At 71.2% G+C, this 26153-nt stretch carries 15 protein-coding genes; 10 read left to right on the top strand and 5 right to left on the bottom strand.

The annotated features are described in order from the left end of the window. Positions 1 to 181: 181 nt before the first annotated feature. Positions 182 to 2455: a hypothetical protein gene (locus DB033_RS14595; protein ID WP_111767672.1), complete on the bottom strand. Its 2274-nt coding sequence runs from the start codon at positions 2453 to 2455 to the stop codon at positions 182 to 184. Positions 2456 to 3736: 1281 nt separating this feature from the next. Here DB033_RS14595 and DB033_RS14590 point away from each other — a divergent pair. Continuing rightward, a complete protein-coding gene (locus tag DB033_RS14590; RefSeq protein WP_157970706.1) occupies positions 3737 to 4699 on the top strand; it encodes a phytanoyl-CoA dioxygenase family protein in 963 nt (320 codons plus the stop codon). Between the two features lie 57 nt (positions 4700 to 4756). On the opposite strand, the gene DB033_RS14585 is transcribed toward DB033_RS14590, so the two are convergent. Then, positions 4757 to 5371 carry a metal-dependent hydrolase gene (locus tag DB033_RS14585; RefSeq protein ID WP_111767670.1) on the bottom strand — a complete coding sequence of 205 codons (615 nt, stop codon included), beginning with the start codon at positions 5369 to 5371 and terminating at the stop codon, positions 4757 to 4759. A 65-nt stretch (positions 5372 to 5436) separates the two neighbouring features. After that, positions 5437 to 8307, bottom strand: a complete 2871-nt coding sequence (ppc, locus tag DB033_RS14580) for a phosphoenolpyruvate carboxylase (RefSeq protein ID WP_111767669.1) — start codon at positions 8305 to 8307, stop codon at positions 5437 to 5439. Positions 8308 to 8408: 101 nt separating this feature from the next. Here ppc and DB033_RS14575 point away from each other — a divergent pair, with 101 nt between their 5' ends. From DB033_RS14575 to DB033_RS14535, 9 genes are all read left to right on the top strand, one after another. Next, a complete protein-coding gene (locus tag DB033_RS14575; RefSeq protein ID WP_157970705.1) occupies positions 8409 to 9323 on the top strand; it encodes a hypothetical protein in 915 nt (304 codons plus the stop codon). 951 nt (positions 9324 to 10274) lie between these two features. After that, positions 10275 to 10622: a hypothetical protein gene (locus DB033_RS14570; protein ID WP_157970704.1), complete on the top strand. Its 348-nt coding sequence runs from the start codon at positions 10275 to 10277 to the stop codon at positions 10620 to 10622. A gap of 3 nt (positions 10623 to 10625) precedes the next feature. Next, on the top strand, positions 10626 to 12191 hold the full coding sequence (locus DB033_RS14565; RefSeq protein WP_111767666.1) for a sugar transferase: 1566 nt from the start codon (positions 10626 to 10628) through the stop codon (positions 12189 to 12191). 286 nt (positions 12192 to 12477) lie between these two features. Continuing rightward, positions 12478 to 13683 (top strand): DUF1972 domain-containing protein, encoded by a 1206-nt coding sequence (locus tag DB033_RS14560; protein WP_205843911.1) that lies wholly within the window; start codon positions 12478 to 12480, stop codon positions 13681 to 13683. Between the two features lie 48 nt (positions 13684 to 13731). Beyond that, entirely contained in the window at positions 13732 to 14565 is an 834-nt protein-coding gene (locus DB033_RS14555; protein ID WP_111767665.1) for a CDP-alcohol phosphatidyltransferase family protein, read from the top strand. Next, positions 14562 to 15326 carry a hypothetical protein gene (locus DB033_RS14550; RefSeq protein WP_111767664.1) on the top strand — a complete coding sequence of 255 codons (765 nt, stop codon included), beginning with the start codon at positions 14562 to 14564 and terminating at the stop codon, positions 15324 to 15326. The genes DB033_RS14555 and DB033_RS14550 overlap by 4 nt, the downstream gene beginning before the upstream one ends. A gap of 50 nt (positions 15327 to 15376) precedes the next feature. After that, entirely contained in the window at positions 15377 to 20110 is a 4734-nt protein-coding gene (locus DB033_RS14545) for a PKD domain-containing protein (protein ID WP_111767663.1), read from the top strand. Positions 20111 to 20123: 13 nt separating this feature from the next. After that, positions 20124 to 21260 (top strand): glycosyltransferase family 4 protein, encoded by a 1137-nt coding sequence (locus tag DB033_RS14540; RefSeq protein WP_205843910.1) that lies wholly within the window; start codon positions 20124 to 20126, stop codon positions 21258 to 21260. 5 nt (positions 21261 to 21265) lie between these two features. Beyond that, the gene (locus tag DB033_RS14535) at positions 21266 to 22210 is read left to right on the top strand and encodes a glycosyltransferase family 2 protein (RefSeq protein WP_111768327.1); all 945 of its coding nucleotides are present in this window, start codon (positions 21266 to 21268) and stop codon (positions 22208 to 22210) included. Between the two features lie 76 nt (positions 22211 to 22286). Here the strand turns inward: DB033_RS14535 and DB033_RS14530 are convergent, their stop codons facing one another. Next, positions 22287 to 23777, bottom strand: a complete 1491-nt coding sequence (locus DB033_RS14530; protein ID WP_157970703.1) for a polysaccharide lyase — start codon at positions 23775 to 23777, stop codon at positions 22287 to 22289. Between the two features lie 888 nt (positions 23778 to 24665). Then, entirely contained in the window at positions 24666 to 25622 is a 957-nt protein-coding gene (locus DB033_RS14525) for a polysaccharide lyase (protein WP_111767661.1), read from the bottom strand. Positions 25623 to 26153: the final 531 nt, after the last annotated feature.

Genomic DNA, 26153 nt, shown 5'->3' with positions numbered 1-26153 from the left:
GCGTCTGTCGTTGGTCCTGGCCAACGCCGGCCCGGCGGGCGTCGGAACGTCGCCACGCGGCCGGCGGGCAGCCACGTCCGGGTGGTACCCGGAACGACGAACGGGGCCGGCGGCGGTCGCCACCGGCCCCGTCCGGGCCTGTCGATGCGGTCGGGGCGCCCGGTGACCGGGCGCCCCCCGCTCAGCCGTTGACCCGCGTCACCGAGAAGTTGGCGAAGTTGGCCACGAACGGCGAGCCGCCCTGCTGGTGGGAGGCGATGATGCCGGCCGGGGTGTTGGCGGTGACCCAGGTCGCCGGGATCGACACGTCCCCGGTGTTGATCCGGGTCCACGTCGAGGTGCCGTACAGCGAGTACGAGACGACGACCTGCGGGGCACCGTTGTAGTGCGCGGCGTCGCGCGGCGCCGGGTCGACCTCGATGCGCAGGTCGACGCGCTGCGAGTCGCCACCGGGCAGCAGCACACTGGCCGCGACGGCGCCACCGGCGGAGCTCGTCTGCTTCCAGACGGTCAGCTTGCGGGCGTTGTCGGCGGTGCTCCACTCGAGCTCGGCCTTGATGTAGTTGGTCGCGTTCGGGCCGAAGTAGATGCCCTGCTGCTCGGCACCGGCGTTGATGGCCGTGAACGGGCCGAGGAGCCGGCTCTGTACGCGGAACTTGGTGCCGGCGTTGACGCCCAGCTGCAGCGCGTTGGTGTGGCTGGTGTTGGTGTCGTTGCTGGAGGTCAGCAGCAGCGAGCCGCCGCCGTAGTTGATCTTGGCCGCGTCCACCGTGCCCTGGGCGGTGGTGAACCCGGAGCCGTCGACGCCACCGGCCGCACCGGTGAAGCCGGCGAGGGTCTTGCTGTACTCACCCGCGGTGGGCTGGCTGCTGCCGGCGTCCGGGGTGGCGTTGAGCAGCAGGAAGGCGAAGTCCTGGTAGTCCCAGTTCTTGGCGCTGTTGTTGGCCACGCCGCCGATGTCGTTGCCGATCAGGTAGGCACCGCGGATGACGTTGCCGGCGGCGTCCTTCGCCGGGTAGGCGCGCATGTTGTGCCACCGCGACCCGTTGCGGGCGTCGTCGGAGCGGTTGCTGTAGGACAGCGCGTCGACGATGCCGAAGGCGCCGGACGGCGTGAAGTTCACCGTGTTGACCCCGTTGCTGGCCGTCGTCGTGGCCGGCACGAGCAACTGGTTCTGGCCGTAGCCGCTGTTGGAGCCGTCGGCGCCGCCCGGGTAGGCGTACAGGTAGTTGTTGGTGGACGAGCCCTTGGCGTACCAGCCGATGGAGGCCGACTTGTTGCTGCTCTTGCCGGAGTACTGGGCCAGCGGCACCAGTTTGACCGGCGCCGAGGAGTCCAGCCGGGTGAAGTAGGGCGCGAGGACCTCGTCGCCGACCGGAGCCGAGGTGCCCGAGATCGAACCCCAGAACGGCTTGAAGCTGACGGCGGCGTTGGTCGTGTAGCCGAGCGCGTCGAAGATCAGCTGCAGGGACGGTTCCTTGTCGTTCTCGTACTTGATGGCGCTCAGGCCACCGAGCGTGACGACCCAGGGGCCGGCGCTGCTGTTGACGGTCAGCGTGGCCTGGCTGACCACGGTGCTGTTGGTCGTCGCGGCGTTCTTCTGCGGGGTGTAGCGGACGCACACCGCGGCACTGCCGCCGGCCGGCACCGAGAAGCTGGTCGCCTGCCCGGTGCAGAGGCGGAAGTCACCGGCCGAGGCGCCACCGAAGGTGAGCCCGGTGACGGCGAGCGGGCTGCCGCCGGTGTTGCGGACGGTCAGGTTGTGGCCGGCGCGGAACTCGTTCTGGACGGTGCTGAAGACCATCCGGCTGCCCAGCGCCAGGGCGTCCTCGGGGGAGCTGACCGCGATGGCCGCCGGTGAGGTGCTGCCCTGCGGGGCGATCTGCAGGTAGTCGATCTTGGTGTTGGTGCCGCCGGTGGCGTCCACGTCGAGGAAGCCGTCGGTGACGGTGACGTCGGCGGTGGACACCTTCGAGCGCGCGGCCGAGGTCGCGGTGTGGTCGACCACCCGGGTGCCCTCGACGTTGACCACGTGACGGCTGTCGAAGTACGACGGATCGCCGACCCCCACGGTCACCGTGTAGGTGCCGTTGGCGATGGCGGCCTTCCAGCTGCCCTGGGTGGTGGTGCCCGAGCCGGCCTTGGCCTGCATCTGCATGAACGTGTCCAGCAGCGGATCGCTGCTGACGTTGCGCTGCCGGCCGTTCGCGGTCAGGTCCAGCGGAGTGCCACCGGTGGTGGTCCAGCCGTAGCCCCGGGTGTCGGAGTAGGCCTGACCGGCGTCACCGGTCCATCCGGCGGGGGTGCTGGTGGTGGTGGCCTGGAAGTTCACCTTGAAGGTGCTGCTGACCAGGGTGTCGGCGTGCGCCGTCGACGGCAGGGCGACGGCGGACACGGACAGTGCCAGCACGGTCGAGGCCGCCGCCAGCAGACGCGGGCGGTGCAGTTTGCTCATTCGGAGCTCCAGAACGCTGAGGGATGGGTGCGGGGTCCAGGACGTGCCGGGACACCGACCCGTCGTCGGGTACGGCTGTCGGGGGTCGAGCAGGTCACGCCGGGTCGGCCCGGGTGGGTCGGGCGGCCGGAACGGGTGGTCCGGCCGGCCGGAAACGTCAAGGGCCGGTAATGCGTGGCTGCGCGATCCATGCGCACGAATGCGTCCCGAACGGACTCGTCCGGACCGACCGCGGTGTTACACGACGAGATATCCCTCGCATTGTCGAATGCATTTCGCGCCGTCGTCGACGAGGTGGTTCCCACGACAGGAATGACGACACCTTTCGACGGACGGAGCTCAGCGGACCAGGGCGGGGCGGGGTGGGGCGAATGGTGCGGTGGTGGCGGGGAGTGTCCCGCGGATCGGTCCACCGCGGATCCGAGGTCGCCGCCGTGGACACCGGTGCCGCCGTGGGGACGCCCGCCGCGCGTCGTTGCGCCGACCGGAACCACCGATGGGGACGGCGCCGGGCGCTTCACTCCAACGCCACAGGCAACAGCCCCGTATGACGGAGAGTATCGAACAACGCCGCACGAGAGAACCGCTCGTGTGCAGGGATTGAGTCACATCGCACCGGATGCCCGCCGGGGTGACACAACGTCATCAACCGATGGGTGCACTCGGACCGGTCGGGCGGGGTCCACCCTCTTCCGGTGAAAGGCCGGTGAACGTCCGGCGATCGGGTCCCGCGGCGGCGGGTCGGGGTCGGGCGGTTCACCGCCCGGCCTCCGTCGACCTCCCGGCCGGCTCGTCGCACCAGCGCCGGACGCGGCGTCGCGCTGTCTGTTCGGTCACCCCGGATCGGCGCACGCGATGCACCGGTCGGGGGTCATCCCGACCTTCGACGCGCCGCGGTGGATGTTTTCGTCACGGGTCCCGCATTCACCACCACAGTCGGTGACAAGCGCTTGTCGTAACGACGATCGATGTTCTCCGAGCCCCGGATTCCCGGGAGGGTGGACGTTATGCTCGTGGTGATGCGAATCGGGGTCGCGTCACGATTCCTGGTCATCCGGCCGGTATCGGCAGTGTGGACATCGCCGGAAAGCTGCGATGGCGATCGGCGTGGCCCACCGGCCGCGCGGGCCGGTCGTCGTGTCACCGCCGGTCGGTTGCCCCGCTGTCCGGCTCCTCGCCGGGCGGCCGCCAGCGCTACCCAGCGCTCCGGCGCCCCTCGTCTGACCGACGGGCGCGCGCCGGATCCGCCGTCGATCAGACATTGTGAAAGGTCCCGTCATCGTGGTGTCCAAGACCCAGACGTCCGCAGCAACCCTCCCGGCCTCGGCCGCCGACGCGCCACCGGTGGCGGCGCCGCGTTCGTTGATCGAGCCGCTGCGGCAGGCCCGTCGCGCGCTGCGTGCCGTGCGCACCGAGAGCCGCGCCGTCTCTCGCTACGTCTTCAACGCCGTGCCGGTGTGGCGCTACCGCCGCGCGGCGACGCCGCTGGACAGCGAGGTGCAGCGGGTCGCCCGTGAACTGCGGACCTCCGGTGTCGCGATGACGTCCATCGAGTCGCTGCTCGGCTCCGACGAGGCGTTGCACGAGCTGCAGGCCTACGTGGCGCAGGCCCGCGCCGAGCGCGAGATCGCCCGCGATCCGCTCAAGCCCTACCTGATCGAGCTGTTCGGGGCGCGTCCGGTGGTCTCCGCCGACGACACCCTGTTCTCGTTCGCGCTGAAGGACCGGGTCCGCGGTGTCGCGGAGGCCTACGCGCAGATGAAGCTCCGGGTGCAGGACATGAACGTCTGGATCAACCTGCCCACCGGCGCCGGTCCCACCCAGTCGCAGCGCTGGCACCGCGACCTGCCCGACGACTTCGAGATCATCAAGTGCTTCGTGTACCTGGCGGACGTGACGCCGGGCGCGGGGCCGCTGCAGTACATCCGCACCACCAACACGGTCGAGGGCCGTCGTCAGTGGTTCAAGTCGGAGTTCGACGGAGTCGGGTTCCGGGTCGCCGACGAGGACATCGCGTCGACCTACACCGACGACCAGATCGTCACCGCCGAGGGTTCCGCGGGCACCATCGTCTTCGCCGACACCCGCGGGCTGCACCGCGGCGGGTTCGCCAAGGACACCGAGCGGGTCGTCCTGCAGATCACCTACTCCTCCAACGCCTCCATCCGGCCCCGCAACCTGCAGGCGGCGCCGGGCACCAGGCGTTCCGCGCTGGCCGACTACCGGCTCCGCGCGGCCCGCTGACCCCTGCCCGTTCCGGCGGCGCCGGTCGGTCCCCCCGGGATCGGCCGGCGCCGTTCGTCATTCCGGGGCCGTGGCGGCACGATGACGCTCGACGAGGGCCCGGACGGCCGCGACCAGCGCCAGCACCACGATCAGCCCCAGGTACCAGCGGTAGGGGTAGCGGACCGGATCCGCGGTGACCGGCCACCACAGCGGCAGGCCCGGGCCGGTGGCGATGTCCCGGACGAAGTGCAACGCCACCCCGACCGCCGCGCCGGCCACCACCGTCCACCGCCGGCCGGACACCAGCCACACCGCCAAGAGGATCAGCACCGTGACCAGCGAGTGCGAGTACGGCCGGCCGCCGTGCTCGGCGACCCCCGGCACCCCGGCGTAGAGCGGTACGTGGTCGACGTCGATCAGCGTCGAGCAGGCCAGCGCGGACAGCGTGAACGCCGGTGCCGCGCCGAGCCGGCGGCCACCGACGACGGCCAGCAGGACCAGGGCCGCGGTCGCGACGTGGCCCGGCTCGTCCAACAGCCCGATCTCCAGCCGCGACGAGGCCCGGCGCATCGCCCGGTCGACGAGCACGATCACACCGGCGAGCGCGACCGGCACGAGCGGCTGGCGGCCGACCGCGGCGATCGCGCGGACGGCCGCCGGCCGGGCCGCCGTCCGCCACCAGGTCGTCATGACCCCCGACGGTAGGGGCCGCGGACAGGTCCCGCCGCCCCACCCGGTGTGCCGCCGCTCACCGGTCAGCCGGTGTTCTTCAGCCCGGCGGCCACACCGTTGATGGTGAGCAGCAGCGCCCGCCGCAGCTCCGGGTCGGGCGCCGAGCCGCCGCCGCCGTCGTTCTCGGCGGCGCGCAGCCGGGCCAGCAGGTCGACCTGGATGAACGAGATCGGGTCCAGGTAGGGGTCGCGGACGGTGAGCGTGCGCTGCAGCCCGGGCTGGGCGTCCAGCAGCGACGACTCCTCGGTGACGGCCAGCACCTCGCGGACGGTGAGGGCGTGCTCGGTGCGCACCATCTCGAACAGCGGACGCAGCTCCGCCGGCACCAGGGTGTCCACGTAGTGCGCGGCGATCTCCATGTCCGTCTTCGCCAGCGTCATCTCGACGTTGGAGATGAAGGTGCGGAAGAAGTGCCACTTCTGGTGCATCTCGCGCAGGGTGTCGAAACCACCGGCCTCGCGGACGGCCCGGATCCCGGAGCCGACGCCGAACCAGCCCGGCACGATCTGTCGCGACTGCGTCCAGCCGAACACCCACGGGATCGCCCGCAGCGCGCCCAGGCCACCGCCGCTGGACGGGCGCTTCGACGGCCGGGACCCGATGTTGAGCGATCCGAGCTGCTCCACCGGGGTGGAGGCGATGAAGTACGCCGGCAGGTCGGGGTGGTCGAACAGCTGCCGGTAGGCGCCGAAGGCCGCGTCGCTCATCGTCGTCATCGTCTCGTCCCACGCCGCCATCTGGGCGTGGGAGGCGCGGGCCTTGACGTGCAGGGCCGACGCGGTCAGCGTCGCGGCGACCGTCAGCTCCAGGTTCTCCCGGGCGAGGTCGGGCAGCAGGTACTTGTCGCTGATCACCTCGCCCTGCTCGGTGAACTTGATCTCGCCGGTCAGGGTGCCGTGCGGTTGGGCCAGGATGGCGTCGTAGGTGGGCCCGCCGCCGCGGCCCACCGAGCCGCCGCGGCCGTGGAACAGCCGCAACCGGACGCCGTGCCGGGTGGCCACGTCGCGCAGCGTGCGCTGGGTCTTGTGGATCTCCCACTGGGAGGTGGTCACGCCGGACTCCTTGTTGGAGTCGGAGTAGCCCAGCATCACCTCCTGCACGTCCCCGCGCAGCCGGACGATGAGCCGGTAGGTCGGGTCGGACAGCAGCTCGTCGAGCACTTCACCGGACCTGCGCAGCTCGTCGACCGTCTCCAGCAGTGGCGCGAACCCGATGCGGGCGAACCGGCCCCCGCCCCCGGCGGCGCCGTGCACGTCGAGCAGTCCGGCCTCGCGGGCCAGCACGGCGGCGGCCAGCACGTCGTCGGCCCCGCGGGTCATCGAGATGATGTAGGTCTGGATGACCTCGTCGCCGTAGGTGTCCAGCGCCCGGACGACCTCGCGGAACACCGACCAGGTCTTCGTCCCGGCGGCGTCCAGCGGCGGCGGGGTGCTGGCCAGCGGCCGCCGCGAGGCGAGCTCGCGGGACAGCAACCGCATCCGTGCATCGCGGGGGAGGTCCGCGTACTGCCAGGTGTGCTCACCGAGGCGGTCGACGAGCTGCCCGACCGCGTGGTGGTGGGCGTCGGCGTGCTCGCGGATGTCCATCGTCGCCAGGTGCAGCCCGTACATCGCGACGGTCCGCTCGAAGCGGGCGAGCATGCCGTGGGCGGCGAGCCCTCCGCCGTTGGCGGTCAGCGAGTCGCGGATCAGGGCGAGCTCGTCCTGCAGCGGCGTGATCGACGTGTAGTCGCGGCCCGGCTTCGAGGCCGTGCCGTCGTCCACCCGGGTGCGGGTGTTGAGCAGCTTGGCGCGCATGCAGGTCAGCTTCAACCGGTACGGCTCCTGGGCGTTGAGCTCCAGGATCCGCTGCGGCAACCTGGTCAGCACCGCCAGGTCGGCGTCGATGGACTCCTGCAGCGCGGTCGAGTGCCCGACGATGCCGGACGAGATCGACAGCGCGTGGATGAGCTCGTCGAGCTGGCGGATCATGATGGCGATGGCGGTCTGGTTCTGCAGCCGCAGGATCTCGCGGGTGATCTGGGGCGTGACGTTGGGATTGCCGTCGCGGTCACCGCCGATCCAGCTGCCGAAGGTCAGGGGGGCCGCGTCCGGCGGCAGCACGCCACCCTCGTCCTCGAGCAGGCCGGCCAGGTCGGCCGACAGCTGCGGGATGGTCTCGGAGATGATGTCGCTGAGGTAGTACATGGCGTTGCGGGCCTCGTCGACCGGCGTCGGCTGGACCTGACGCAGCTCGTCGGTCTGCCAGATGAGGTCCACCAGCTCGGCGAGCCGGCGGTCCTGCGCCGCGCGGGCCGCGGTGTCCGGCGCGGTCGGCACGGTGAGGATGTCGCAGAGCAGGCGCAGCTTGGTCAGCACCGACCGGCGGGACGCCTCGGTCGGGTGCGCGGTGAACACCGGCTGGACCGTCAGCTCGGCGATGGCGGAGGTCAGCACGCCCGGACCGGCGGTGCCCGCGATGTCGCGGACCGCCCGGGCGAGCCAGCCGTCGCCGGCGGGCCGGTCGCGGAGCCGCCGGACGCGGTGCACCTGCTCGGCGGCGTTGGCCAGATGGAAGTAGGAGGCGAAGGCGCGGACCAGCTTCGTCGCCTCGGGCAGCGGGAGGTCGGCGAGCAGCCGCCGCAGCTCGTTGCGGGTGGTCTCCCGGTCGGCCTCGTCGTCGAGCTCCTTGGCCGCCTTGCTCAGGGCGCGCACCTGCTCGACGAGCTGGAGGAGCTGGTCGCCGTGCTGCCGGACCAGGGTCTGGCCGAGCAGCGCGCCGACCCGGCGGACGTCGGCGCGGAGGTCGGCATCGGAGGCGTCGGTGACGCCGGGCGGGTCCGAGGGGACCGCGGGCCGGACGCTCCCGGCCGTGAGGGTGGGTACCTGCGCGGGTGCGGCGCTGTCGACAGTCACGGGGGCCAGTTTCCCGCGAATGCGTTACGGCAGCATTTCCCCGCTGGTCGCACGGGTGCGCCCACCTGCCCCGATCCGGGGCGGTGTGACAAGCTGCACAGGTGCCGATCTCTGCGCGACGTCGCCGTCGTCCCGCCCGGTGGGTGGCCCTGGCCGCCGCCGGCACACTGCTGCTCGCCGGGTGCGGGAGGCAGGTCGGAGCGGCCGCGGTCGTCGGCGGTGATCCGATCAGCTCCGCCACCATCGACGCCCAGCGCAGTGCCCTGCCGGACGCGACCGACACCCCGGCACCGGCGGCCGACCGGGTGGCCCAGGCAGCCAGGATCACCGAGGACCGGACGCTGGTCACCTACGCCATCTGGCACCGCCAACTGCAACGGGCCGGCATCGTCTCGCCCCTGACCGACGAGGAGTACGCGCAGTTCGTCGCCGACGCCGCGACCGTGTCCCGGATCTCCGGGTTGCTGGTCACCGGCCCGGACACGCTGCGCGAACGGGTCGAGGACACCTTCTCCCTGCAGCAGCTGGTGCAGGACGCGGTCCAGGCGGGCACGCCGGTGTCCGGTCCGACCATCCGGTACGAGTTCCTCGCCGTCGACACCCTGGCCGCCGCGCTGGACGCCCGGACGCGGTACGCCGGCGATCCCGGCGCCTGGGCGGGCGACGTCGCCGCGGCCGGGGAGCAGCGCGGCGGTGAGGGCGAGGCGGTCGCGGCGGGCGCGGGCGCGCGACTCATCCCCACCGGGCTGTTCTCCGCCGCCCCGGGCAGCTTCGTCGTGGTGCCCGGCGGCGACGGCACCGCCACGGTGCTGCGGGTGACCGAGCGGTCGGTGGGGTCGGCGCCGCTGGACGGCGCCGCCCTCTCCCAGCTCGACCCGAACGCGGTCAACGCACTCGGCGGGATGCTGCTCGCGCAGCGGGCCGGGTCGGCCGCCGGTGACGTCGAGGTCAATCCGCGCTTCGGGGTCTGGGATCCCGTCGTCGCGCACGTGGTGCCCGCTCCGGCTCAGCTGTAGGTCGCGGAAGGTCCGGGACGCGGTCCGGCCGGAGGGCTCGAGGTCCACCGATCGGGGGACCGTCGTCCACCCCCGGGTCGGACGATCGGCGGACACCGCTGCCGGACCCGCCGGCGAATGCTGGGAACACGGCCGCGGAACCCGCCGCGGCCCGTGACGCCCCGGAGTTCCCGATGCCTGTTCCGTCCCCGACCGAGCCCGCGCTGCACGCGACCGGCGTGTCGCCGCCCCACCGGACCACGCCCGTCGACGGCGTCCGGGCACGTGACGTGATCGTGATGCGGCAGGCGGGGGACAGCGCGTCAAAGCCCCGTCGGCGCCACGACGGGTCCCCTACGTTGAGCGCTGTGTCCACCTCCGCCCTGCCGCCCCGCCCCGCGGGCTGCGGTGGGCGCCCGAACGGGCGACTCCCAGGGGTGAACCGCTCACCGGCTGTAACGTTCGCCGTTCCGCGCCCGATGTGTCCCAGCAGTGATCGGTGGGTGGCCCCCGGGGTCCGCACCGCTGCCGGTGGCGGTGGAGCGGCTGCGGGATCGGCCACGCATCAGCACCAGGTCACCCGGCGACGGCTCCACGCCGGGACGGCCCGACGGACGACACCGCCGCCACGTCCGGGTCGGTCGTCGGCGGCTCGGGAGGCAGTGCGCGATCGGTTGTCCGGTTCGTGCCAGTCTGTCGGCGGAGTGCGTAATGCGAGGTTCCTCGTTTGGCGCAGTGGAAGGAGCCGGTTCGTGAACAAATTCGTCACGGAGCGTCAGCTGTTCCCCCATATGCCTGCAGAAGTGGCGATGCTGTTGTAACGTCGGGTCGAGAAGCGAAGAAACAGTGACTCCTCGCGCCCGCCATCACTCGATCGGCGGCCACCGCCCCGCCGGCACCGCCCGGCTCGATCACCGGCACCGCCGCCACCCGACCACGACACCGCCGACCACTCCCGAACTGAAGGTCATCATGAAAGCCTGGGCCGCGCTCTCCGCAGCTGCCGTACTGGTGGCGCTGCCGGTGTCCGTACAGCAGGCCGCCGGTGCGGCCCCCGACACCGCCGTCCCGTCGGCCGAGCTCCCCACGGCCGCCGTGGCGGCCGGTGTCTCGGCCGCCGACCTCGGCATGGTCCTGTGGCTCGCCGTGGCGGTCGTCGCCGCGTTCGCCGCGCTGCTGGTCCTTCGACGCAGTCGCACGGCGGCCGTCACCGACGTCGCCCCGGCCGCCGTGCTCGCGCCGGTGGTGCCGCTGACCGCGACGATCTCGCCGTCCCGCCCGGAGCGTCCGGCCCCTTCCACGACCGTGGCCGGCCGATAGCCCGTGGCCCTGATCGACGAGACACCAGCACGCTCCACCCCGGCGCCCGCCGCCACGACCCGCGGCTCCGTCCGCACCACCCACCGCCCGGCCCGTTCGCAGCACGCGTCCGGGCTGAGCTGGCGGCAGCGCTACGCCCGCTACCTCGCCCTCACCGATCTGCTCGTCATCATCTGGGCGGCGGCGGGCGCGCACTTCGCGCAATCCATCATCAGCCTCGGGCTGCGGGGGCCGATCGACCCGTTCGGGATCGACTCGATCACCACCAGTTGCGCGGTGGTCCTGCTGTGGATCCTGCTGCTGGCCGTCTTCGACACCCGTGACGCCAAGGTCGTCGGCTTCGGCTCCGAGGAGTACAAGCGGGTGCTGAACGCCACCTTCGTGGTCTTCGCGCTGTACACGATGGTGTCCTACCTGTTCCAACTTCCGTTCTCCCGCAGCTATCTGCTGGTGGTCATGCCGGCCGGCGTGATCGGCCTGGTGGCCGGCCGCTTCGTGTGGCGGCGGTGGCTGCAGTTGCAGCGGGACCGGGCGCAGTTCGTCACCAACGTGCTCGCCGTGGGCAACGCGCAGACGGTGCGTGACCTGATCACCGAGCTGCGGCGCGCCCCGCGTGCGGGGTACCGGGTCATCGGCGCGTGTGTGTCCGGTGGTACCGCGCAGTCGGCGGCCGCCGGCCAGGCGACGCTGTCCGGGGAGAACATCCTGGGGGTCCCGGTCGTCGGGTCACTGAGCCAGGTGCTCAGCGCCGTCCGGATGACCGGCGCCGACGCGGTCGCCGTGACCGCGACCGCGGCGTTCGGTCCCACCGCCGTCCGCGAGTTGTCGTGGGAGCTGGAGAAGACCGACGCCGAGCTCATCCTCGCGCCGGCCCTGACCGACATCGCCGGTCCCCGGGTGCACACCCAGCCGGTGGCCGGACTGCCGCTGATCCACGTGGAGCGGCCGACGTACTCGGGTCCGACCCGGGTGGTGAAGTCGGCGTTCGACATGGTCGGTGCGACCCTGCTGCTGATGCTGTTCTCACCGGTGATGCTGGCCATCGCGGTGGCGGTCAAGCTCGACAGTCCCGGCCCGGTGTTCTTCCGCCAGGAGCGGGTGGGGGTCGACGGAACCCGCTTCCGGATGGCCAAGTTCCGCACCATGCGGGTCGACGCCGAAGCCATGCTGGAGGATCTGCGCCGCGCGCAACAGACCGACGCCGGCAACGAGGTGCTGTTCAAGATCAAGAACGACCCGCGGATCACCCGCGTGGGGCGGTTCCTGCGTCGGTACAGCCTCGACGAGATCCCGCAGCTGTTCAACGTGGTGAGCGGGGAGATGAGCCTCGTCGGGCCGCGGCCGCCGCTGGCCGCCGAGGTCGCCCAGTACCAGGACGAGGTGCACCGCCGACTGCTGGTCCGGCCGGGCATGACCGGCCTGTGGCAGGTCTCCGGCCGCAGCGACCTGTCCTGGGAGGAGACGGTCCGGCTCGATCTGTCCTACGTCGAGAACTGGTCCATCACGGGCGACCTGATGATCCTGTTCAAGACGGCCAAGGCCGTCCTGTCGTCGTCAGGTGCCTACTGACGAGGTGACGTGACGTCACCGTCGTGACCCGTTCCGGCGGGTCGGAGCCCGATCCGTATCGGCCCCCTGCCGGGCACGAAATGTTAGCGTGGCTCACTGAGAGTAACTACCAGCGGGCGCCCCGATGAATCACCCGCCGGCTCTCGGACCACGCCCCCGGCCGGGCGGCCCCGCGCCCCCGGCCGGTCCCACACGCCGTCGAGGCGGCAGCGACCGGCGTCGCTGCGCCCGGCGGCCCGGCCCCGCGGCACCGCCGCGGCGCCGGACCACCCGAAGGAGTTCCCGCATGACCGACACCACGACCGCCGCCGACCGCGCGGCCGGCTCCACCCCGATGAGCATCGCGCTCGTCGGCACCCGCGGTGTCCCCGCCCGGTACGGCGGGTTCGAGACGTGTGTCGAGGAGGTGGGCCACCGGCTGGCCGACCGCGGCCACCGGGTCGTCGTCTACTGCCGGGACGCGACCAGCGAGACCCCGCTCGACCAGCGCCCCACCAGCTACCGCGGCATGGAACTCGTGCACAAGCCGGCGATGCGCAAGCGCTCGCTGGAGACGCTGAGCCACACCGCGCTGTCCGCGGCGCACCTCTTCGGCCACCGCACCGATGCCGCCATCGTGTTCAACTCGGCGAACGCGCCGTTCCTGCCGATCCTGCGGGCCGCGCGCATCCCGTTCGCCACCCACGTCGACGGCCTCGAGTGGCAGCGCGGCAAGTGGGGCGGCACCGGCAAGCGCTACTACCAGCTGGCCGAGCGGGCCTCGGTGTGGTGGTCGGACGCCCTGATCGCCGACGCCCAGGGCATCAGCGACTACTACCGGCAGAAGTTCGACGCCGACACCGAGCTGATCGCCTACGGGGCGCCGATCGTCAGCGACGCGTCCGACCGGCTGCACGAACTGGACCTGACCAGCCGCGGCTACCACCTGGTGGTGGCCCGGTTCGAGCCGGAGAACCACGTGCACCTCATCGTCGAGGGGTACACGGCGAGCTCGGCGACCAAGCCGCTCATCGTGGTCGGTTCGGCGCCCTACGCCGACGAGTACACCGCGCGACTGCACGCGCTGGCCGACGACCGGGTCCGCTTCCTCGGTGGGGTGTGGGACCAGGAGCTGCTCGACCAGCTGTACGCCAACGGCCTGACCTACCTGCACGGCCACTCGGTCGGCGGCACCAACCCGTCGCTGCTGCGCGCGCTCGGCGCGGCCGCGGCGACCACCGCCTTCGACGTCGTGTTCAACCGCGAGGTGCTCGGCGACTCCGGCCGCTACTTCGCCTCGGCCGACGACGTCCGCCGGCTGGTCGAGGAGGCCGAGGCCGATCCGGACGCCACCCGCAGCCGCGGGGCGGCGGCCCTGCGACGGGCCGATCTGTACACCTGGGACGACGTCGCCGACCGCTACGAAACTCTCTGCCGGAATCTGCGCAAATCGCGTGATGACCGAGCGCGACGGGCGTCCCACCCGAGAGAGCTACAGAAGCAGCCTTCGTGAGTGTGAGAACCACCCGTTGTGACCGTCCCTGATCCCGGAGAACCCCAGATGCCCAGCACCACCACGGCCGGCCCTGACCGCGCCGCGACATCGCCCCCCACCCGGGAGCGGTACGGCGATGTCGTCGCCAGGCTCGCCGGCGCGCAGAAGCACACGCCGGGTGCGCCCGCCTACTCGCGGTACGTGAACCGGCCGCTCGGCCGGCGGCTCGCCGCGGCGGGTTACCTGGCGGGGTTGACGCCGAACGTCATCACCGGCATCTCGGCGGCGTTCTCCTTCGCCGGGATCGCCGTACTCGCCCTGGCCCGGCCGTCCTGGTGGTCGGGGATCGTGGTGTGCCTAGCGCTGGTCGTCGGTTACGCCTTCGACGCCGCCGACGGCCAGCTGGCCCGGCTGCGCGGCGGCGGCAGCCACGCGGGGGAGTGGCTGGACCACATGGTCGACGCCGCCAAGATCACCGCGCTGCACCTGGCCGTGCTGATCGCCGCGTACCGGTTCTTCGACCTCGGGTCGGCGGGCTGGCTGCTGGTGCCGATCGGGTTCGTGCTGGTCGCCAACGTCATGTTCTTCGGGATGATCCTGAACGACCTGCTGCGGGCGCGGCAGGCCGCGAAGACCGGCACACCGGTCGCCCGGGACCGCAAGCCCTCGTTGCTGCGGTCGCTGCTGGTGGTGCCGACCGACTACGGCCTGCTGTGCGCGGTGTTCCTGCTGCTCGGCGCGAGCTCCGTCTTCTTCACCGTCTACTCCCTGCTGTTCGTCGCCAACGCCGCCTTCATGGCGCTGGCCGCCGTCAAGTGGTTCCGCGACATGGCCTCGCTGGACGCACCCCGCACCGACGCCCCCCGCCCGGCCACCCCCCGAACGGATCCCGCCCGATGAACGCCGTCCCCCGCACCCGTGCCCTGGTGGCCGCCCTCGGTGCGCTCGTCCTGCTCACCGTCGGGGCGTGCAGCTCCGCCGACTCCGACCAGGCCACCAGCACCGCTGCGTCGGTCACTTCCGGTGCGTCGCAGACGGTGTCGGACGGGCAGGTGTCGGACGGGCCGGTGTCGGACACGGCCGCGGAGAACCCGGACGGCTCGGACAACGTGCTGCCGCCGGCGACCACCGACCCGTCGGCACCGGAGTCGTCGGAGTCGATCCCGGCGAACACCGAGCTGCCGCCGGCACCGGATCCGGCCACCACCGAGGTGCCGGCGCCGGGCGGCGGGAACATCGACGAGACGGTGGCGGAATCCACCGTGACGACGAACCCGCCGGTCGCGGTGACCGACACCGCCGACTACGGGAACGGGGTCACCGCTTCCCTGACGAAGACCGAGAAGCTGACCACCACGGCCGAACTGCCGGGGGAGATCGCCGGTCCGGGCGTCGCCCTGACCGTGCGGCTCGTCAACGACAGCGACGCGCCCATCGACCTCGGGGTGGTGGTCGTCGATCTCCAGGACGCCGCCGGCACCCCTGCCATCCCGATGACCACCAGCCCCGCCGCACCGATGACCGGATCGCTGGCTCCCGGTGCGTCCGCCGACGGGACCTACGTCTTCACCCTGCCGTCCACCTACACCGGTCCCGCCACCGTGAGCGTCAGCTACACGGTCGATGCGCCGGTCGTCGTCTTCACCGGCGATCTCGCATGAACCCGCACCTCCACAGCCCCCGTCAGAGCCGTTCACCCAGGAGTCGACCAATGAGGTTCCCCGACCACCTGCGCGCTCGTCTCACCGCAGTCCTGACAACCAGCGCGCTGGTCGCCGGTGGACTGACGGTGTCGACGATCGTCGCACCCCAGGCGTCAGCCGACGTCTCGCCCATCGCCGCGCCGGCGTCGTCCACGGTGACCGCGGACGCGCTGCCCACCGTCCAGATCGACGGCGTGGTGTGGGACCAGGCCATCGTCGGCAACACCGTCTGGGCCGGCGGCCAGTTCGCCAACGCCCGGCCGGCGGGGGCCGCACCGGGCACCCAGCTGACCACCCGCAACAACCTGCTGGCCTACAACCTCACGACCGGTGCGCTGATCACCTCGATCGCGCCCTCGCTGAACGCCCAGGTCAAGGCGGTCGCGGTCTCTCCCGACAAGAAGCGGGTGTACGTCGGCGGCGCGTTCACGACGGCCAACGGCGTCAAGCACAACCGCATCGCCGCCTACGACGCCACCACCGGCGCCATCATCAACTCCTTCGCGCCCAATGTCGACGCGACGGTGAACGCCATCGTCGCCACCGACACGACGGTGTACGTGGGCGGCATCTTCACCACCGGCGGAGGGCTGGCCCGCCCCCGCCTCGCGGCCTTCAGCGCCGTCGACGGCAAGCCCACCGCCTGGGCGCCGACATCCGACGGAACCGTCAACGCCATGGTGCTCTCGCCCGCCGGCCAGGTCGTCGTCGGTGGGGCCTTCCAGAACCTCAACGGCTCGCCCGCCTACGGACTGGGCGCACTGGATCCGGTCACCGGCGCCTTGCTGCCCTGGAACGCCACCGCGAAGATCCGCAACGCGGGCAAGAACGCCGCGATCACCAGCCTGAGCACCGACGGCAACGCCATCTACGGGACCGCCTACCACTTCGGGGCCGGCGGCAACCTGGAGGGCACGTTCTCGGCCGATCCCGCCTCGGGTGACGTCACGTGGGTCGAGGACTGCCACGGCGACACCTACGACGCCTACTCCGACGGTACCCAGGTCTACACGGTCAGCCACGCCCACTACTGCGGCAACCTCGGCGGCTTCTTCCAGTCCGACCCCTGGTCGACCAACATGCGCCACGCGCTGGCCTTCACCACCAACGCGACCGGCACGCTGCAGCACGACCCGCACGGCTACTTCGACTGGTTCGGCACCCCCAGCCCGTCGATGATCAACTGGTTCCCCGACCTCGAGCCGGGTGACGTCACCGGCAAGGGACAGGCTGCCTGGAGCGTCACCGGCAACGGTCAGTACGTCGTGATGGGTGGGGAGTTCCCGCTGGTCAACCGCGTCGGCCAGCAGGGCCTGGTGCGCTTCGCGGTCGACACCATCGCGCCGAAGAAGGTCGGTCCGGACGTCAAGGGTGGCAACAGCAACCCCACCGTCCTCGGGCTGTCCACCGGAGCCGCCCGCGTCACCTGGCAGGCCAACTCCGACATGGACGACAACACCCTGACCTACCGTCTCACCCGCAACGGCGTGCTGATCCACCAGGTCGAGGCGTCCTCGACGTTCTGGAACCGCCCGACGATGGGGTACATCGATCCGGCCGCCAACCTGGTGCCCGGCACGGTCTACCGTTACCGCCTGACCGCCACCGATGCCGACGGCAACACCGCCACCAGCGAGAACGTCAACTTCACCGCGCCGGCCGCCGGCGCCACCAGCGCCTACACGACCCGCGTGCTGGCCGACGGCGCCTCCCCGTACTGGCCGATGAACGAGACCAGCGGCAACGTCCTGTTCGACAACTCGTCGACGTTCAACGACGCCGACGCGTCGGCCGGGCTCACCCGCTCCGTCGCACCGGGCGCCATCGCCGGCGACACCGCGTCCTCCTTCGACGGCACCGGGTCGGCCGCCACCCGGACCGCTGTCGTCGGGCCGAACACCTTCACCGTCCAGGCGTGGATCAACACGACCACCACCAACGGCGGCAAGATCATCGGCTTCGGCAACAACCGCACCGGTAACTCCGGCAGCTACGACCGCCACGTCTACATGGACGGCGCCGGCCGCATCTTCTTCGGCGTGTACCCCGGCTGGGTGGCCACCGTCAACTCGGGCACCGGTTACAACGACGGCCAGTGGCACCAGATCACCGCGAGCATGGGTGCCGGCGGCATGACGTTGTCCATCGACGGCAAGCAGGTCGCGCAGCGCAGCGACGTGACCTCCGGACAGGCCTACTCCGGGTACTGGCGGGTGGGAGGCGACAACACGGGCGGCTGGCCGAACGTGGTCTCGAACAACTTCGCCGGTGCCATCGACGAGGTGGCGGTCTACCCGACCGTCCTGAGCCGCCCGCAGATCGACGCGCAGTGGGTCGCCGCCGGCCGCACCTCCACCATCCCGGCGCCGCCCACCGACCCGTACGGCGCCACCGTCTACAACGACAGCCCGCTGCTGTTCTGGCGGCTCGGGGAGTCCGCCGGCGCCACCACCGCCGTCGACAGCGGACCCAACGGCGACCAGACCGGTGTGATCCAGAACGGCGTCACGCTGGGTGTCCCCGGCGGCATCAAGGGCACCGCCGGCACGGCGGCCGCCTTCGACGGAGCCGACGACCTGGTGGCCAGCACCAACAGCTTCGTGAACCCCAGGAACTACGCGGTCGAGGCGTGGTTCAAGACCACGTCGACCAACGGCGGCAAGATCATCGGCTTCGGGACGAGCCAGACGGGCACGTCCGGCGGCTACGACCGGCACATCTACATGACGCCCGACGGCAAGGTCACCTTCGGAGTCTGGACCGGGTTCACCAACACCATCACCTCGCCGACCGCTCTCAACGACGGGGTGTGGCACCACGTCGTCGGCAGCCAGACCAACGCCGAGGGCATGCGGTTCTACGTCGACGGCGTCCTCGTCGGCAGCAACGGTCAGACCGGAGCCGACGGCACCACCGGGTACTGGCGGGTCGGCGGTGACAACCACTGGGGCAGCGGGTCCCGCTTCATCAACGCCACCATCGACGACGTCGCCGTCTACAGCGGCGGCCTGACCGCCGCCCAGGTCAAGAACCACTTCACCCTGGGGAACACGGTGACGCCGCCGAACCAGGCGCCGGTCGCCGGGTTCACCTCCGCCACGACGTTCCTGGACGCGTCGTTCACCTCGTCGTCCACCGACGCCGACGGCACCATCGCCTCGTCCGCCTGGAACTTCGGTGACGGCGCCAGCTCCACCGACGTCAACCCGACGCACACCTACGCCGCTGCGGGCACCTACACCGTGACCCTCACCGTCACCGACGACAAGGGCGCGACCACCACGGTCAGCAACCCGGTCACCGTCACCGCCGCACCGGTCAACCAGGCCCCGGTGGCCGCCTTCACGGCGACCGCCGCCCAGCTGACCGCCAACGTGGACGCGGCCGGCTCGTCCGATCCCGACGGCACCATCGCGTCCTACGCCTGGAACTTCGGTGACGGGTTCACGACCACCGGTGTCACCGCGTCGCACGCCTACAACACCGCCGGCAGCAAGACGATCACCCTGACGGTCACCGACAACCAGGGGAAGACCACGACCACCAGCCAGCCGATCGAGGTCACCGCACCCCCGGTCAACCAGGCACCGGTCGCCGGCTTCACCCAGGCCGTGGAGAACCTGACGGTCAACGTCGAGTCCACCTCGACCGACCCCGACGGCTCCATCGCCTCCCAGTCGTGGAACTTCGGGGACGGCACCGCCGCGGTCACCAGCGCCGTCGCCACGCACACCTACGCGACCGCAGGCTCGTACACGGTCACGTTGACGGTCGTGGACAACAGCGGCGCCAGCCGGTCCGCGACGCAGACGGTCACGGTGACGGCACCGCCGCCCGCGAACGTCGCACCCACCGCGGTCTTCGCCTCCGCGACCGCGGGCCTGCAGGTGTCGGTCGACGGCGCCGCGTCGAAGGACCCGGACGGCACGATCGCCGCCTACGCCTGGAACTTCGGCGACGGCTCGACGGACCTGGTCACCACGGCCACCGCCACCCACACCTACGCGGTTGCCGGCACCTACCAGGTGACGTTGACCGTCACCGACGACAACGGTGCGACGCACTCCGTGACGGCTCCGGTCACGGTGTCGAGCCCGGCGGCCACCCCGCTGATCTCCGACACCTTCTCCCGGACCAGCACCTCGGGGTGGGGCACCGCCGACATCGGTGGCGCCTGGACGGTGACCGGCGGTGCGTCGAACTTCACCGTCAACGGTGGTACCGGCAAGGTGCGCCTGAACGCTGCCGGGTCGGGCCCCACGGCCACCCTCGGTGCCACCACGGCCGCCGATGTCAGCACCTCGGTGTCGTTCGCCATGGACAAGGCGCCGACCGGTGCCGGCCTGTACATGTCGCTCGGTGCCCGCAAGGTCGGCAACTCCGAGTACCGCGCCACCGCCCGCCTGCTGGCCGACGGCTCCGTCGTGGTCCAGCTGTCCAAGACCGTCGCCGGCGCGAGCACCAGCCTGCGCAGCGTCACCGTCAACGGACTGTCGTACAAGGCGGGCGATTCGCTGAATCTCAAGTTCGACGTCACCGGTTCAGCTAGCGTTGCCCTCGGAGCGAAGATCTGGAAGTCCGGCACGACCGAGCCCGCCACGTGGCAGGCCACGGCCACCGACGCTTCCTCGCCGTTGCCGGCCGGCACCGTCGCGCTGTACCCGTACCTGTCCGGCAGCTCCACCAACGCCCCCGTGGTCGTCACCTTCGACGACCTCGCGGTGAAGGCGGTCAAGCCGTGACGGAAGGGTCGCCGTGCCTCGTTCGATCCTGATCGCCCACCCCAGTGCCGAGCTGTACGGCTCGGACCGGGTGATGATCGAGACGATCGAAGGACTGCAGCTCCGGGGCTGGCGGGTCGTCACGACCCTGCCGGCCCCGGGGCCGTTGGTCCCGGAGATCGAGCGGCGGGGTGGGGAGGTCGTCGTCAGCCCAGCCCCGGTGCTGCGCAAGAGTGCGCTGCGGCCGCTGGGAATGCTGCGGCTGGTCGCCACCACGCTGCGCAGTCTGCCCTCCAGCGTGCGGCTCATCCGGGCCGCCGACATGGTCTACGTCTCGACGTTGACCGTGCCGTCGTGGCTCCTGCTCAGCCGGCTCCTGCGACGCCCCGTGGTCTGCCACGTCCACGAGTCCGAGCGGGCGGCCCCGCTGTGGCTGCGCCGGGTGCTGGCCGGGCCGCTGCTCGCGGCGGACCACCTGATCGTCAACAGCGAGTTCTCCCGGGGAGTGCTGCTGGAGAGCTACCGCTCACTCGCCCGCCACTCCGAGGTCGTCTACAACGGCGTTCCGGGTCCGGCGGCGGTGGTGCCGGCTCGCGAGACGCTGGCCGGCGGGGTCCGGCTGCTGTTCGTCGGCCGGCTGTCGCCACGCAAGGGACCCCAGGTCGCCGTCGAACTGCTGCGGCGTCTCGTCGCCGGCGGTGTGCCAGCCCGGCTGGCCGTCGTCGGCTCGGTCTTTCCCGGCTACGAGTGGTTCGAGGAGGAGCTGCGCCGGACGGTGGCCGAGGCCGGCCTCGACGACGCGGTCACCTTCGTCGGCTTCACCGAGGACGTCTGGTCCCACCTCGCCGACTCCGACATCGCACTGGTGCCGTCCCAGGGCGACGAACCGTTCGGCAACACGGCCGTCGAAGCCGTGCTGGCCGGGCGGCCGGTGGTGGTCAGCTCCAGCAGCGGGCTCGACGAGGCGGTGGCCGGCTACTCCGCGGCCCAGCGCGTCGCCGCCGGGGACATCGACGGGTGGGTCGCCGCCGTGAGGGCGGTCGTCGACCGGTGGTCGGACTACCGGATCGCGGCAGCCGCCGATGTCGCCATCGCCCGGAACCGCCACGCACCCCACATCTACCAACGAACAATGGCCGACCGGCTCGACGAGCTGGCGGCGGGAAAGTGACGGGCATGTCCGCTGCACCGGTCGATCAACTCGGAGCCGACCTCGACGTGGTCGTCGCGATGCTCACCTACCGTCGGCCGGGTGACCTGAGCGAGGCGCTGCCACGCATCCTCGCGCACACGGAGGCGGTCGGGGCGCGGTTGATGGTCGTCGACAACGACCCGGAGGGCAGCGCGGAAGCTGCCGTGGCGGCCTTCGGCGGGCGGGTGTGGTACGTCAACGAGACCCGCCCGGGCATCGCCGCGGCGCGCAACCGGGCGCTCGACGAGGCACCTGCCGACGCGCTGCTCGTCTTCATCGACGATGACGAGCGGCCGACGGACGACTGGCTGGAACTGCTGCTCGCCACCTACCGTCGACACCGCCCCGCCGCGGTGGTCGGGCCCGTGGTCAGTGAGTACGATGTGGAGCCCGACGCCTGGGTGGCGGCCGGCCGCTTCTTCGACCGGCGCCGCCTGCCCACCGGTACGGCGGTCGAGGTGGCCGCGACGAACAACCTGCTGTTGGACCTCGCCCAGGTGCACCGGCACGCCCTGCGGTTCGACGAGGCGTTCGGGGCCAGCGGGGGGTCGGACACCTTGTTCACCCGTCGGCTCGTCCGGGCGGGCGGTCGGATGATCTGGTGCGACCAGGCCGTCGTGATCGACAAGGTGCCGGCGTCGCGGACCACCAGGGACTGGGTGCTGCGCCGGGCGTTCCGCTCGGGGAACTCGTGGACGAGGACGTCGCTGGAACTGGCCGCGCCGGGCCTGCGACGCACCGCGGTCCGCGGACAGTCGCTGGGCATCGGGCTGGTCCGGATCGTCGCCGGTTCCGCCGCCGTGGTCGTCGGCGCGGTCACCGGCCGGCTGGGCCGCCGGGTGCGGGGCACCCGGACCGTGGCCCGTGGCGCCGGGATGGCCGCCGGATCCTTCGGCTACGTCTACCAGGAGTACCGCCGGACGCCGTGACCGGCCGGAAACGCAACGACGCCACCGCGGAGCGCTCGAGGCGCTCCGGGGTGGCGTCGGGGAAGCCGGCGGCAGGTCAGCTGCTGCTGATCTTCATGTTGTCCACGTCGACGTAACCGGTGCGGTTGCCCGCCCAGTCCAGCGTCCCGCCGCCGCGGAACAACGCGAAGGACAGGTGGGTGATGTGCACGTCGCTGCGCGTACGGTACTTGACGTTGCTCATGTTGAGGACCTGCTGTCCGTCCATCCACGCCTTGAGCGTGCCGTTGGACTGGCCGATCGTGTTCATCGAGTAGCACTGCTTGACCGTGTGCCACTTGCCTGCGACGAACGCCTTGTTCCACCGCACGTTGTCGCCGTAGTACCCGGCCTGACCCGAGTTGTAGAGGTAGCTGACCGCCATGTTCGACGGCCCGGCCCAGCTGTAGGCCTTCGGCCCCAGCCACATCAAGCGTCCGGACCAGCCCATCTCGGTCTTGCCGCCGCCCGTCGGGGTGGACGGGGCCGTCCCGGGCGCCACGCCCAGCAGACCGGGCAGCTTTCCGCCCAGCGACCAGTCGAAGCTGCCGTCGAAACGGATCTGGTACTCCACGCAGGCGGAGTCGTAGCTGCGGGGGAGGGAGATGAAGAGATTGTCGCCGTTGTCTCCGGGAGCGGGCTTGCTGTGGATGGTCCCGGCTTTCAGGGTGGTCCGCAGGAATTTGCCGCCCCGGCTGTCGTTCACCAGGCTCATGTCGTTGTAGGCCGAGGCGTTGGTGTTCGTCGATCCCAGGGCGCTGATGAACGCCGCCGGGTTGACGGCTCCCAGCGCCATCGAGTCGAAGGTGGTCGATTTGTAGACGGTGCCGCTCGTGGTGGCCAGCGCAGCGGAGACGACGGGTTCGGTGTCCGCGATCGCCGGCTCGGCGGCCAGGTCGTACGAGGCGAACGAGTCGTAGGCCACGGACACCTCCGGGGACGCGCCGGACAGGTAGTCCCAGACACCCACCCCGCCGGCCGCCGCGATCTTCTCCGGAGCGGCGTCGGTGACCGTCTGCTGCCAGGCCGGCGTGGCCTCGCCCGCCGGGAAGGCACGGAGCTCCACGGTGACCGGATCCGTGCCCGTGACCTGCATCTGCAGCGCAAGATCCTGTCCGGCTGCGGCGCTCACGGACAAGGGGACCGATCCGAGACCGGTGTCCACGCCGCCCGACAGCCGGCTCACACTGACGGTGAGGGCACCGCCCGGGCCGATGAGCACGCGTCCGCGGTAAGCGGAACCGTCGTCCTGCCGCCGCGCCTCGACGGTGTGGTGCAGGCGGAGTTCGGAGATGTCACCGGCCGGAACCGTGACCACGGACTCCACCAGGGCCTCGGTGGTCGAGACATCATCGAGGAACGCGCCGGCGGACTTCCCGGGCTGGAGCCCGGTGATCACGCCTTTCCCGCCGACGATGGAAAAGTCGGCGGAACCGGTGGTCGTGTACTCACCGCCGTCGGGAGCTGTACCCCACCCGGCGCCGTCGGCCCGGGTGAAGCTGTCCACGGTCAGCGGTACGTCGTCGGCCTGGGCGGACGGGACGGCCATGACTGCGGTGGCCAGGGTCGAGAGAGTGATCCCCACGACGGCGGCGCGGGTGGACCGGCGTCGCAGAGCGGCTCTCCAGGAAGATCCCGGGGCCTTCTGACAAATGGGCATGGGTGACGTCCTCTGTTCAGCTGCTGGATGTGCACGCCACCGGGAAAGGGACGGCACGGGAAAAGGGAGGACGCGGTGACGGCCACTCGATGAGTGCGCCGAAACGGGTATTCGTCAATGAATGCGTGATCTCCTCGTGACCTGTCGGGACAGTAATGCCGATGACTAACGCTGGAAAGACGTGCGGACGGTTCCACTACCACGCCCGGGTACGGCGGGAACTCGGAACGTGTGCCCGCCGGCAGACCCGGGCGTGGCAGTCCGCCCGGGGTGTGGCCCCGGCCGGGTGCAAGGCGCCTGGAGAACCCGGATGACGCAGGCCCGTTCGGTGATCCCTTGAGCTGAAAGGGTGAACTACGGTCGGCTCAGGACGGCTCGGCGGGGACTGCGGCGCCTCTGCCGCCCTCGGGTGGTCACCGGATGGATGCGGTAGTGCGCACCAACGGTGGGAGACCTCACCGGCCGATCCGGCCCCGGGCACGCCCTCAGCAGGGCTTTCGTCGGGCGGTGTGGCCGAGCACACACAGCCCCGGCGGTGTGTCGACCTCCGATGACGCAATCACCGGGACGGGCCTTCCGGGCGAACTGTCGGATTTCCTTTCGGTGCACGGGTTGCTCGTTGTGGCGCGAATCACGATCAGCGTCCGGCGCGGTTCGCGATGTTTGTCCGGGTCGAAATCACACGCATGCGCGCGCATGGTGGTGGGAACGGCAAATCCCCCGCCCCCTGCAGCACATGGCTGCAGGGGGGCGGGGGTGGAATCGACCGTGCCCGGGTCAGGAGCTGGTGATGGCGATGTTGTCGATGTCGATGAAGTTGTCCCGGCTGCCGGCCCAGTCCAGGGTGTTGCCGCCGCGGAAGATGCTGAAGACGATGTGCGAGATGTGGACGTCGTTGCGGACCCGGTAGACATAGCTGGTGTCGTCGACGACGAGCTTCCCGTCGATCCAGGCGCGCAGGACGCCATCGGCCTTGCCCACGGTGTTCATCGAGTGGCACTGCTTGACCGTGTGCCACTGGCCGGCGACGAAGGCTGTGTTCCAGCGGACGTTGTCTCCGTAGGTTCCGGCCTGTCCCGGGTGGTACATGTAGCTCACCGCCATGTTGAGCGGGCCCGCCCACTTGTAGGCCTTGGGGCCGAGCCACATCAACCGTCCCGACCACCCCTTGTCGGTGTTGTTACCGCCGGTCGGTGCGGCGAGCGAGGTGCCCGGGGCGACCCCCTCGAGTCCGGGCAGTTTGCCGCCCAGCGACCAGTCGAAGTCGCGGTCGAACCGGATGTCGTAGCTCATGCAGGCCTCGTCGTAGCTGCCGGGGAGCGCGATGAACAGGTTGTTGCCGTTGTCGGTCTTGGTCGGGAGGCTGTGGGTGGTGCCTGCCCTCAGGACCGTGCGGACGGCCTTGCCGCCACGCCCGTCGGAGACGATCGACATGTCGTCGTAGGCGGCGGTGTTCTTGTTCGTCGCCCCGACGGCGTCGTTGAACGCCTGCGGGGTGACGGGACCGTTGGGCATGTTCTCGAACCCGACGGTGCGGTAGCTGGTCGACGCGGAGAGGCTGATGGCGTCGATGATCTCGATGGTGGAGCCGGCCGCCGCCTCGGCGGAGCCGGCCGTGGACATCACGCCGGTGCCGAGCACCGTCGCCGCCAGTGCGACGAGGCCCCACCGGCGGGCCAGGCCGAAGCGGGGCCGGGTGGGTGCGGTGCGGACGGGGGCGGCGGGACCGGGCATGGCGAATCCTTCTGGCTGGCAGTGGCTGAGGAAGGATTCCGCGGGTGCCGGCTCGAACGGCGCGACGGTGACCTTCTGTGACTGCGGACGACCGTATCGCTACGCATAGTGATGGACAAGAGCGTTGAGTGACGGCGCGTTCGCAAAACCGCAGGTCGGCGTGGCGCACGGTAGCCGGCGAGCCGGTCCGGGAGCGTGCCGTCAGTCCGCGGTGTTCCATCACGCAGCGTCAACGTGCACCGACGGTCACCGCGAACGCCATCGAGGTCCCTGTGTCACCCCGCTGAGTGGAGTTCCTGGCCGGCAGGCCGGACCTCTCGTACCCGTGCCGGTGCGGCGGGTCACCGGGAGTGCCCGTCCGCTGCCTCCGGTCACCGCCACGTGGCGGTCCCGCGCCTGCGTCGGGCTCGAAGTCGCCGCGGTGACGACGGTGGGTGACCGCAGACCGGCCCGTCGGTGGGGCCGATGTCCCGCCGCGATGTCGTGGTGTGACCACGGCCACGTCCCGGGCCCATGCCCGCAGGCCCGGAA

Origin of the sequence: Nakamurella deserti, from assembly GCF_003260015.1 — a bacterium.
GTDB classification, from domain to species: domain Bacteria; phylum Actinomycetota; class Actinomycetes; order Mycobacteriales; family Nakamurellaceae; genus Nakamurella; species Nakamurella deserti.
The sequence above is the reverse complement of the archived record's forward strand: the minus strand, read 5'-3'. Positions and strand labels throughout refer to the sequence as shown.